Source organism: Burkholderia sp. Ac-20379, assembly GCF_017104645.1.
Classification (GTDB): Bacteria; Pseudomonadota; Gammaproteobacteria; order Burkholderiales; family Burkholderiaceae; genus Burkholderia.
The window spans coordinates 1-8,709 of sequence record NZ_JAAGPF010000317.1 but is presented as its reverse complement, the minus strand read 5'-3'; the positions used below and the strand labels follow the sequence as shown (position 1 = coordinate 8,709).

The following is an 8,709-nucleotide window of genomic DNA, read 5'->3' as shown; positions in this document are numbered from 1 at the left end:
CCGAACCGAGCGCGGCCACCGGGCAGCCGGTCGCGCACTGGTCGCGATGGCGCGTGCTCAGGTAGCGCTCGGCATAGCCGAGCATGTCGAGCTCGGGCCGGTCCTCGCCCTTCACGAGTTCGGCCAGCGTCTGCGCGATCAAGTCTTCCTTCGACTTGAAATAGCCGTAAAAGCCGCCGTGCGTCAGGCCCGCCGCGCTCATCACGTCGGCCACCGTCACCGCGTCGAAGCCGCGCTCGCGGAACAGCTCGCTCGACACTTCCAGGATCTTTCGCCGGTTCTCGGCCACCTGCTCCCGACTGACTCTCATGTCGTCCTCCAATTCGATGCTTGACATGATACATGATCAACATCATGATTAAATACATGACGGCCATCATGAATAACCGGATGGCGGTCTTACCCTACTTTCCTTTCAGGAGAATCAGCATGTCGAAGCTTCCCGTCGTCCTCGTCACCGGCGCGTCCACCGGCATCGGCGCCGTCTATGCCGACCGTTTCGCGAAACGCGGCCACGATCTGGTGCTGGTCGCCCGCAACCAGTCGCGCCTGAACGACGTCGCCGCCCGCCTGCGCGCCGAGCACGGCGTGACGGTCGAGATCCTCAACGCCGATCTGACGCAGCACGCCGACCTGGTGCGCGTGGAAGCGCGCCTGCGCGACGACGCCTCGATCGGCGTGCTCGTCAACAACGCCGGCAGCACGATCCCCGGCGGCTTCGTCGACCAGACGCCCGACGCGGTCGAACGCCTGATCACGTTGAACACCACCGCGCCGGCCCGGCTGGCGAACGCCGTCGCATCGCGCTTCGCTCGCGAGGGCAAGGGCAGCATCGTCAACATCAGTTCGGTGGTGGGTTTCGCGCCCGAGCTGGGGCTGTCCGTGTACGGCGCGACCAAGGCGTTCCTGAGCTACCTGTCGCACGGCCTGCATCTCGAACTGGGGCCGAAGGGCGTCTACGTGCAGGCGGTCCTGCCGGCCGCGACGCGCACGGAAATCTGGGATCACGCCGGCACCGACGTGAACTCGCTCAGCGCCGTGATGGAAGTGGACGAACTGGTGGATGCGGCGCTGGCCGGCTACGACCTGCGCGAAACGGTGACGATCCCGACGCTGCACGACGACGGGCAATGGAAGCACTACGAAGGCGCGCGCCAGGCGATGCTGCCGAAGATCAGCCAGGTGCACGCCGCGCCGCGCTACAAGCAACCGGCGTAAACGGCAACGGCCCCGCAGATGGCGGGGCCGAACGGTTTCGAACGCCCGGCGTCAGCCGTGCTGCCGCGCGTTCGCCAGCAGGTCGAGATTGCCTTCGCCGAAGCCCTGATGGCCGCTGCGCTGAACGATCTCGAAGAAAATCTCGCCCGCGCGGCGCTTGACGAAGGTCTGGAAGAACAGCTTCGGCACGCCGTCGACGATCTCGCCGTCCACCAGGATGCCGCGCCGGCGCAGCGCCGCCACGTCGAGCCCGTGGCCCGGCAGGCGCGCGTCGATCGAATCGTAATAGGCCGCCGGCGGTTCGACGAATTCCACGCCGTTGGCGGCCAGCGCATCGACCGACGCGACGATGTCGTCGGTGGCCAGCGCGATGTGCTGCACGCCCTCGCCCGGATGGTCGGGCAGATAGTCGTGCATCAGCCGCGTGCGCGCCGTGCCTTCCTCATAGAGCGGAATCCGCACCTCGCCGTCGGGCGACACCATCACGCGCGATTCCGCCGATACGTGCCAGTTCGCGTTGATCTCGTGGATCTCGCGGAAATGCAGCAGGTCACGGTAGAAATCGAGCCATTCCTGCATGCGCCCCGCGCCTACCGTCTGCGTCAGGTGATCGACCTGCACCAGCAGCCCGCTGCCCGCGTGATGCAGATCGGCCTGCGCGGTGGCCGGATCGATCGGGCGGAAATCGATGTCGAAGATCGAGATGTCGCCCACCCCGCCCGTCAAGCCGCCGCGCCCGCGCCAGCGATCCACGAAATAGATGTGCGAATCGCCGATGCCCTGGATCGCGGGAATCGCCAGCTCGCCCTTGCCGATCCGCTCGCCCTCGAACGCCCACGCGCCGAGTTCGAGCGCGCGGTCGAACGCGCGCTGCGCGCTCTCCACGCGGATGCCGATCGCGCACACGCCCATGCCGTATTCCTCGGCGTAGCGCGACGCGAACGAATCGGGCTCGGCGTTCAGCAGAAAATGCATCTGGCCCTGCCGGTACAGCGTGACCGCCTTGCTGACGTGCCGGGCGATCGCCTTGAATCCCAGTTGCTCGAAGCGGCGCGCGAGATCGTCGGGCGCCAGCGCGGCGAACTCGACGAATTCGAGGCCGGCCATGCCGAGCGGGTTGTCGTCCGCGGTAACGGGGGTCGTCGCGGACGACTTGGGAAAGTGGCTGGACATCCGTGGTCTCCAGAAGCGGGTATGGCGTGGCAAGGCTTGGCGGCCGGTTTGCGCACCGGCGGCGCCATCGCCGCAATTTTAACCGGATCGTTCATTACCGCCCAAGCCCCGTCGATATGCGGCAATCGGGGCGGCGCTTGGCGACAGTCTGAAACGAATCGCGCGGGCTCGGCAATCGGGCGCTTCCAGCACCGCCGGCGGGGCCGGCGCGCCGCCCGGCCCTAGTGCTAACCCGAAAATCGTTCGATCATCGCACGCATTTGAACGATAATCGCGCTCCCGCGTTCGCCAAGCATTGTCGAGCCGCCGCCGCGCCCCTATGCTGCGAGCAATTTCGTCGCGACGACAGTCAGGCGCGATGCGAAGCACCGGCCCGCCACACGGCCGGAACCGGGACCGGCACGACAGGAGACACCAGATGACCCCCGCATTGGATTCACTCGACAAGGCGAGCGCGCAGCGCGCCCGCACCCAGGCCCGCAAGGCCGCCATCGGCAGTTTCGTCGGCGCGGTCGTCGACTGGTACGACTTCCTGCTCTACGGCATCGTCGCCGCGCTGGTGTTCAACGCCGAATTCTTCCCGAAGGTCAGCCCGACGATGGGCACGCTCGCCGCGTTCGCCACGTTCGGCGTGGGCTTCCTGTTCCGTCCGCTCGGCGGCGTGGTGTTCGGCCACTACGGCGACCGGCTCGGCCGCAAGAAGATGCTCGTCATCACGGTGATGATGATGGGCCTGTCGACGGTGGCGATCGGCCTGCTGCCGACGTTCGCGTCGATCGGCTGGTGGGCGCCGGTGCTGCTGGTCGCGATGCGCGCGCTGCAAGGCTTCGCGGTGGGCGGCGAATGGGGCGGCGCGGCGCTGATGGCGGTGGAAAGCGCGCCGCAGAAGAAAAAGGCGTTCTACAGCAGCGGCGTGCAGGTCGGTTACGGCGTGGGCCTGGTGCTGGCCACCGGCATCGTGTCGATCCTGAGCCACACGCTCGGCGACGACGCGTTCCGCGCCTGGGGCTGGCGCATTCCGTTCCTGGCCAGCGTGGTGCTGGTGCTGATCGGCCTGTGGGTGCGCGCCAGCATGGATGAGTCGCAGGAGTTCGTGCAGAAGGTCGAGAAGACCGGCCACAAGCTGAAGATGCCGGTGCTCGAGGCGCTGACGCGTCACCCGAAGGCGTTCCTGTTCATCATTGCGCTGCGTCTGGCCGAGCTGTTCACGATGTACATCGTGACCGCGTTCGCGCTGAGCTACTCGACCACCAACCTGCACATGTCGCGCGAGCTGTTCCTGAACATCGGCCTGCTGGTCGGCGCGATCAGCTGCGTGACGATCCCCTGCTTCGCCTGGCTCGCCGACCGCTTCGGCCTGCGCCGCATCTACATCATCGGCGCGCTGATCGGCCTGGCCGCCGCCGTGCCGTTCTTCGTGGCGCTCGAAGCGCGCTCGACGGTCTGGATCGTGATCTTCGCGGTGATGCTGGCCAACATCGCGCACGACATGGTGGTCAGCGTGCAGCAGCCGCTGTTCACCGAGCTGTTCGGCGCCGAATACCGCTACAGCGGCGCGGGCGTCGGCTACCAGTTCGCCAGCGTGGTGGGCGGCGGCTTCACGCCGTTCATCGCGGTGGGCCTCGTCAGCCTCGCGAGCGGCTCGTGGCACCTGGTGGCCGGCTATCTGGCCATCGGCTGCCTGATCTCGGTGATCGTCGCAGCCCGGATGCGCGTCGCGTCCGCGTCCTGACGCACCCGTGCGCCGGGCGGTGCGCTGCACCCGCCGCCCGGCCCGCTCCGCCCGCAATGAAGAAAACCCCTCTCGACAAGCGCGACTGGATCGCCGGCCTCGAAAAAGGCCTGATGATCCTCGAGGCGTTCGACAGCGAGCACGCGCGCATGACGCCTACCCAGGCGGCCGCGCGCACCGGCCTCACGCGCACCGCCGCGCGCCGTTACCTGCTGACGCTCGAATCGCTCGGCTACGTGTACACCGACGGCAAGCTCTACGGCCTCACGCCGCGCGTGCTGCGCGTGGGCTGGTCGTATTTCGATTCGGCGCGGCTGCCGCGCACCGTCCAGCCGTATCTGCAGCAACTGAGCGCCACGCTCAACGAATCGGCCTACGTCAGCGTGCTCGACGACTGGGAGCTGGTGGTGATCGCGCGCAACGGCGTGTCGCGCGTGATGACCACCGGCTTCGTGCTCGGCGCGCGCGTGCCGGCGCCGCTGGCCTCGGCCGGCGTGGTGCTGCTCGGCCACCGTCACGCGCCCGAGGAGGTGGCCGCCTGGCTCGACGCCACCGAGCTGCCGCCCTACACGCCGCACACGCTGACCAACAAGACCCGCCTCCAGCAACTGATCGCGCAGGCGCGCGACGACGGCTACGCGCTGATCGAGCAGCAGTTGCAGGTGGGCGTGCGCGGCATCGCGGTGCCGCTGAAGAACCGCCAGGGCGAGGTGGTGGCCGCGCTCAGCACCAACATGCCGATCGGCAACGAAACGCCCGAGGCGGCGCGCGCGCGCGTGCTGCCGCCGCTGCAGGAAACCGCGCTGGCGATGCTGAACGTGCTCTGAGCACGCCCTGGCCCGCAGCCGCGGCCGGCGTGCCAGAATGTCGCCGTCTTCCCCCTCCGCAGGCCCCCGCGCTTGGATCTCCAGCTCAGCCTCCACGGCCGTCGCGATCTCGCCGGCCAGCTTTACCGTCAGCTTCATGCGGCGATCGTCGGCGCGCGGCTCGCGGGCGGCACGCGGCTGCCGTCCACGCGCGATCTCGCGCGGCAGTTGGGCGTGTCGAGAAAAACCACGCTCGACGTCTACGAACGGCTCGCCAGCGAAGGCTATCTGGAGACGCGCGCCGGGCACGGCACGTTCGTCGCGTCGGGCTTCGCGCTGGCGGACGACGCGCCCGACTCGCCCGAGGCGGCCAACCGGGCGCGGGCGGCCGTTCGCAAACGTGCCGCGCCCGAGCCGCTTGCCGATCCCGACGCGCCTCCCCCGATCCCCGCCCGCGCGCATGAAGTGTGGTCGCGCGTGCCCGCCGATCTGGCAATGCCGATCGCCACGCCGCCGCTCGCGTTCGACTTCCGCGGCGGCATCACCGACAAGACGCGCTTTCCGTGGGGCGACTGGCGGCGCTCGCTGAATCATGCGATCCGCGCGCAGTCGCGCGGCAACGGCGAATACCACGACGCGGCCGGCGACCCGAACCTGCGCGTGGCGATCGCGCGCTACGTGGGCTTCAGCCGCGCGATCGCCTGCAGTTGGCAGGACGTGGTGGTGACCAACGGCGCGCAACAGGCGCTCGACCTGCTCGCGCGCACGCTGGTCGGCCCCGGCGACGTGGTGGCCGTGGAAGAGCCCGGCTATCCGCCCGCGCGCGCCGCGTTCGAGGCGCTCGGGGCCACGGTGATCGGCGTGCCGGTGGATGCGCAGGGGCTGATCGTCGAGCAACTGCCGGACGCGGCGCGCTTCGTCTACGCCACGCCCTCGCATCAGTTCCCGCTCGGCATGCCGATGAGCCTCGCGCGGCGCGTGGCGCTGCTCGACTGGGCGCGCCGCCGCGACGCGGTGGTGCTGGAGGACGATTACGACTGCGAATTCCGCTTCGACGGCCGCCCGCTCGAACCGCTCAAGAGCCTCGACCGCGATGGCCGGGTGGCCTACGTCGGCACGTTCTCCAAGACCCTGTTCCCCGAGCTGCGGATCGGCTATGCGATCGCGCCGCGCCCGCTGATCGCGCCGCTGCTGAAGGTCAAGCAGATCGCCGACTGGCATTCGGGCACGCTGATGCAGGCCGCGCTCGCGCACTTCATGCTCGACGGCGCGTTCGGCCGGCACCTGCGGCGCATGGCGCGCGAATACGCGCTGCGGCGCGCGCGCATCGCGGCCTGGCTCGACGGCGAACTCGCGCCGTGGTTCGCGCCGGTGGCGGCCGCGGCCGGCATCCACGTGGCCGCGCCGTTCCGCGCGGCGCTCGACGAGGCGCGCTTGCTGGCCGCCGCGCGCGAGGCGTCGATCGCGCTGATCGGGCTGTCGGCGTTTCACGCGAATGCGCCTGCCGTGCCGGGCGTGCTGTTCGGCTATGGCGGCATCGACGCGCCGCATATCGATATCGCGATGTCGGCGCTCGCTCGGCTCGTGAGAGCCTGATCGCCCGCCGCGAAAACGCTGGCTCGGCACCGCGCGCTACCCTGACGAATCCGCGCGCCGAACGCCCCGAAACCCTTTGCCTTACGTGCCTCGCGCCCTACGCAAGGCAGCCGTAAGCGTGTCACGAAAATTCACGTTCGCCCCCTCGCCCGGCCGCCGGAATTTGCTTTATGCTTGCGCGCAAGCGCGCACCCGGCCCGGCCGGCACGCGCGATCGAACCGGGTCAATCCGATGCCCGCGCGTCTCGCACCCAAGCCGCCGCGCATGCGTCTTCCGTGCAGGACATCATCGTGTCGCTTCAGCCTCCGTCTTTCGCTCCCTCCGCCGAAACCCTGCTCGAAATCGTCCGCTCGCAAACCGAAATCGCCAAGCTCGGCCTCGATCTCGGCGGCGTGATGGCCTATGTCGCCGAGCGCGGCCGTCATCTGACGCACGCGCAAAGCGCCGTGGTCGAACTGGCCGAACAAGACGACATGGTCACCGCGCCGCGGCCGGCATGGCGTCCGACCTGCTCGGCATGCGCCTGAAGCGCGCCGGCAGCCTGTCGGGCCTGTGCGTGCAGACGGGCGAGATCCTGCGCTGCGACGATTCCGAACTCGACGACCGCGTGGATCGCGAAGCCTGCCGCCGCGTCGGCCTGCGCTCGATGCTGGTCATGCCGCTGCGCCACCTCGACACGACGGTGGGCGTGCTCAAGGTGATGTCGCCCGAAGTCGGCAAGTTCGGCGAGGCCGACATCCAGGTGCTGCAACTGATGTCCGAACTGATCGCGGCCGCCATGTTCCACGCGGCGCGCAGCGAAACCAACGAGCTTTACGTGCGCGCCACGCACGACGCGCTGACCGGCCTGCCGAACCGCGCGCTGTTCTACGACCGCCTGCGCCAGGCGGTGCAGACGGCCCAGCATTCGGAGGGCGCGCTCGGCATCCTGAACCTCGATCTTGACGGCCTGAAGCCGATCAACGATCACTACGGCCATCGCGCCGGCGACGCGGCGATCCGCGAGGCGGCCGCGCGCATCGCCCGCTCGGTGCGGCGCTCGGATACGGTCGCGCGCGTGGGCGGCGACGAATTCGGCGTGATCCTGCCCGGCATCGGCGGCCGCTCGGACGCGCAGAGCCAGAGCGAGCGGATGACCGAGATGGTCGCCGAGCCGTTCGAATTCGAGGGGCAGCAGCTCGATCTCGGCGTCAGTGTGGGCATCGCGATCCTGCCCGAGGACGGCGTGGAGATGACCGGCCTGATCGACCGCGCCGATCAGGCGATGTACGCCACCAAGCGGCAGCGCAAATCGGGCGGCGGCCAAGGCGAGCGCTGAGCGCGGGCGGGCGGCCCGCCGCCTGGCCCTTGGCCCGATCCGGCGCGGCGCATCGCGCGCCGCCATGTCATACGAATGCGCTGGCGCGCCGGCGGCGGCCGTGTCACCATCGCCGCACGATTGCGCGCCCGCGCGGTCGCCCGCCGAAGGAGCGAACATGGCATTCCCGACCGCCGTCAACAGCCAGATCACCGATTCCGTCACGCAGGCCAACGTCAAGGTGCTCGGCGACGCGCCGGCCATCGCGATGGGCAATCTGTTCCAGGCCACAGCCCAGGCGCTCGCCAACGCCGCGCACAACGCCACCAACAACCAGCAGCAAAGCTACGTGATCGCGCAGGCGTCCACCACGCAGGGCGTGGCCACGCTCTATTCGATCGACACGGCCTCGACCGGCATCGCGACGCATCAGTTGCTCGTCGTGCATCCGACGCACGGCATCTGAGCGCCCGCTCGTCCTCTCACCGCAGGAAACCCGACATGCCCCTGACTATCGCCGGCCGCCTGATCCGCACCGAATCTCAATTGTCCGAGGCCGCCCGGCTCACGCTCGCCCTGATCGACGGCGGCGCCGGCTGGCTCGCCTGGGCCGTCGCCGCGCCGGCCGCACGCTACGACTTTCCCGACGAAACGCAGTTCGTGGCCGCCGTGCAGCAAGGCCTGCACGCCGCGCCGCTGGCGCTGCTGCCCGCGCTCGGCCTGCTCGTGAACCCGATCAAGCTGCTGTCGCTCGGCGTCGACGACCTGCGCGTGCTGACCGCGGCCGAGGCGGCCGATGCCGGGCCCGACGCGGCTCGGAAGGGCGGCGGGGAGGGGAAGGGTGTGGGTGGGTGTGTAGAGCGTGGTGGGCGGGGGCTCATGACGA

General features: G+C 69.4%; 7 protein-coding genes and 2 pseudogenes. 7 read left to right on the top strand and 2 right to left on the bottom strand.

Annotated features, from left to right (window positions below):
* A partial coding sequence (locus G3N92_RS27355) for a helix-turn-helix domain-containing protein (RefSeq protein ID WP_206130711.1) occupies positions 1-310 on the bottom strand: 310 nt, incomplete at its 3' end.
* Between the two features lie 119 nt (positions 311-429).
* Between G3N92_RS27355 and G3N92_RS27350 the strand changes: the two genes are divergently transcribed.
* On the top strand, positions 430-1,218 hold the full coding sequence (locus G3N92_RS27350) for an SDR family oxidoreductase (RefSeq protein WP_206130710.1): 789 nt from the start codon (positions 430-432) through the stop codon (positions 1,216-1,218).
* 51 nt (positions 1,219-1,269) lie between these two features.
* Here the strand turns inward: G3N92_RS27350 and G3N92_RS27345 are convergent, their stop codons facing one another.
* Entirely contained in the window at positions 1,270-2,391 is a 1,122-nt protein-coding gene (locus G3N92_RS27345; RefSeq protein ID WP_206130709.1) for a VOC family protein, read from the bottom strand.
* A 418-nt stretch (positions 2,392-2,809) separates the two neighbouring features.
* Between G3N92_RS27345 and shiA the strand changes: the two genes are divergently transcribed.
* From shiA to G3N92_RS27315, 6 genes and pseudogenes are all read left to right on the top strand, one after another.
* Positions 2,810-4,123, top strand: a complete 1,314-nt coding sequence (gene shiA / locus G3N92_RS27340; RefSeq protein WP_206130708.1) for a shikimate transporter — start codon at positions 2,810-2,812, stop codon at positions 4,121-4,123.
* Between the two features lie 56 nt (positions 4,124-4,179).
* Positions 4,180-4,950: an IclR family transcriptional regulator C-terminal domain-containing protein gene (locus G3N92_RS27335; protein ID WP_206130707.1), complete on the top strand. Its 771-nt coding sequence runs from the start codon at positions 4,180-4,182 to the stop codon at positions 4,948-4,950.
* 72 nt (positions 4,951-5,022) lie between these two features.
* The gene (locus G3N92_RS27330; RefSeq protein WP_206130706.1) at positions 5,023-6,525 is read left to right on the top strand and encodes a PLP-dependent aminotransferase family protein; all 1,503 of its coding nucleotides are present in this window, start codon (positions 5,023-5,025) and stop codon (positions 6,523-6,525) included.
* Between the two features lie 291 nt (positions 6,526-6,816).
* Positions 6,817-7,844, top strand: a pseudogene (locus G3N92_RS27325) (sensor domain-containing diguanylate cyclase).
* Positions 7,845-8,001: 157 nt separating this feature from the next.
* Positions 8,002-8,289, top strand: coding sequence for a RebB family R body protein (locus G3N92_RS27320; RefSeq protein WP_206130705.1), 288 nt, complete (start codon positions 8,002-8,004; stop codon positions 8,287-8,289).
* Between the two features lie 35 nt (positions 8,290-8,324).
* A pseudogene (locus tag G3N92_RS27315) lies at positions 8,325-8,709 on the top strand (hypothetical protein); the annotation flags it as partial.

Coding starts and splice junctions, on each gene's coding strand:
- G3N92_RS27335 (WP_206130707.1), top strand. CDS start 4,180: ATGAAGAAAACCCCTCTCGACAAGCGCGACTGGATCGCCGGCCTCGAA.
- G3N92_RS27350 (WP_206130710.1), top strand. CDS start 430: ATGTCGAAGCTTCCCGTCGTCCTCGTCACCGGCGCGTCCACCGGCATC.
- shiA (WP_206130708.1), top strand. CDS start 2,810: ATGACCCCCGCATTGGATTCACTCGACAAGGCGAGCGCGCAGCGCGCC.
- G3N92_RS27345 (WP_206130709.1), bottom strand. CDS start 2,391: ATGTCCAGCCACTTTCCCAAGTCGTCCGCGACGACCCCCGTTACCGCG.
- G3N92_RS27320 (WP_206130705.1), top strand. CDS start 8,002: ATGGCATTCCCGACCGCCGTCAACAGCCAGATCACCGATTCCGTCACG.